1 protein-coding gene is annotated in these 695 nt (G+C 57.6%); it reads right to left on the bottom strand.

Going from position 1 to position 695, the window contains the following annotated elements:
- Window positions 1-61: 61 nt before the first annotated feature.
- The coding region (locus tag ML342_RS11605; protein WP_240127180.1) for a hypothetical protein at window positions 62-695 on the bottom strand (634 nt) is incomplete at its 5' end.

Raw genomic sequence — 695 nt, 5'->3', positions numbered from 1 at the left:
AAGCGTCACAAGCCCCCCGATAAGCGCCACGATGATTTCCGATACCATAGTAACACCCCATTTAATAAAAGTCAAGACAGAAAGTGCGGTGGAAAGAATCAGCAATCACACGATACATATTGAAAAGCACAGTTTGCCGCTCTGCTTCAATCATCTCTTGGGTCGTAGTTACGCCGATGTTGCCGCCTCGCTTCCACTCGTGAACGGTGGTCACGGTCTCTGATTCCTTGCCAGTGACAGCGGCAAGGCCGTGTTCCTCATGCTTGCCGGTCTTGGAATCCTGCGCGGTTCCACGGTCTCCGGCCTGCCGCTCGGTGTGCCCGTGTCCATCGGTGCGGCCCGTGTCACCGTGAGTGCCGTGGGCCCGGTCGAGGCTGTCCCGCGGGCCGGTTGTAAGGCCCTCGGTGTCCTGCTTGGTCTCGGTGTCCGACGTGCTTTCTTGGTGGTCGGTCATTTTTTCCGTGGTTACGTCGTCTTGGGTGCCGGTGGTGTTCTCGGTTTCCGTCCAGTCGGTTGTGCGGGTATCGTCTGCGGTGCCGGTCTCCTTATGGATAGTGGTGGAAGCGTCGAACGGTTGATAAGTCGCCTCATTCTCGGCAGAAACCTTGCCCTCAACGTCCGTCTGGCTGTCCTTGGTGGTCTTGACTTTATCCGTCATCGTTTCACCGTGGGTCGTGAGCCGGGTTCCGGTGGTA

Origin of the sequence: Thermomonas alba, from assembly GCF_022419205.1 — a bacterium.
In the GTDB taxonomy this organism is placed as follows: Bacteria; Pseudomonadota; Gammaproteobacteria; order Xanthomonadales; family Xanthomonadaceae; genus Thermomonas; species Thermomonas alba.
This window is presented reverse-complemented; position numbering and strand designations above follow the sequence as displayed.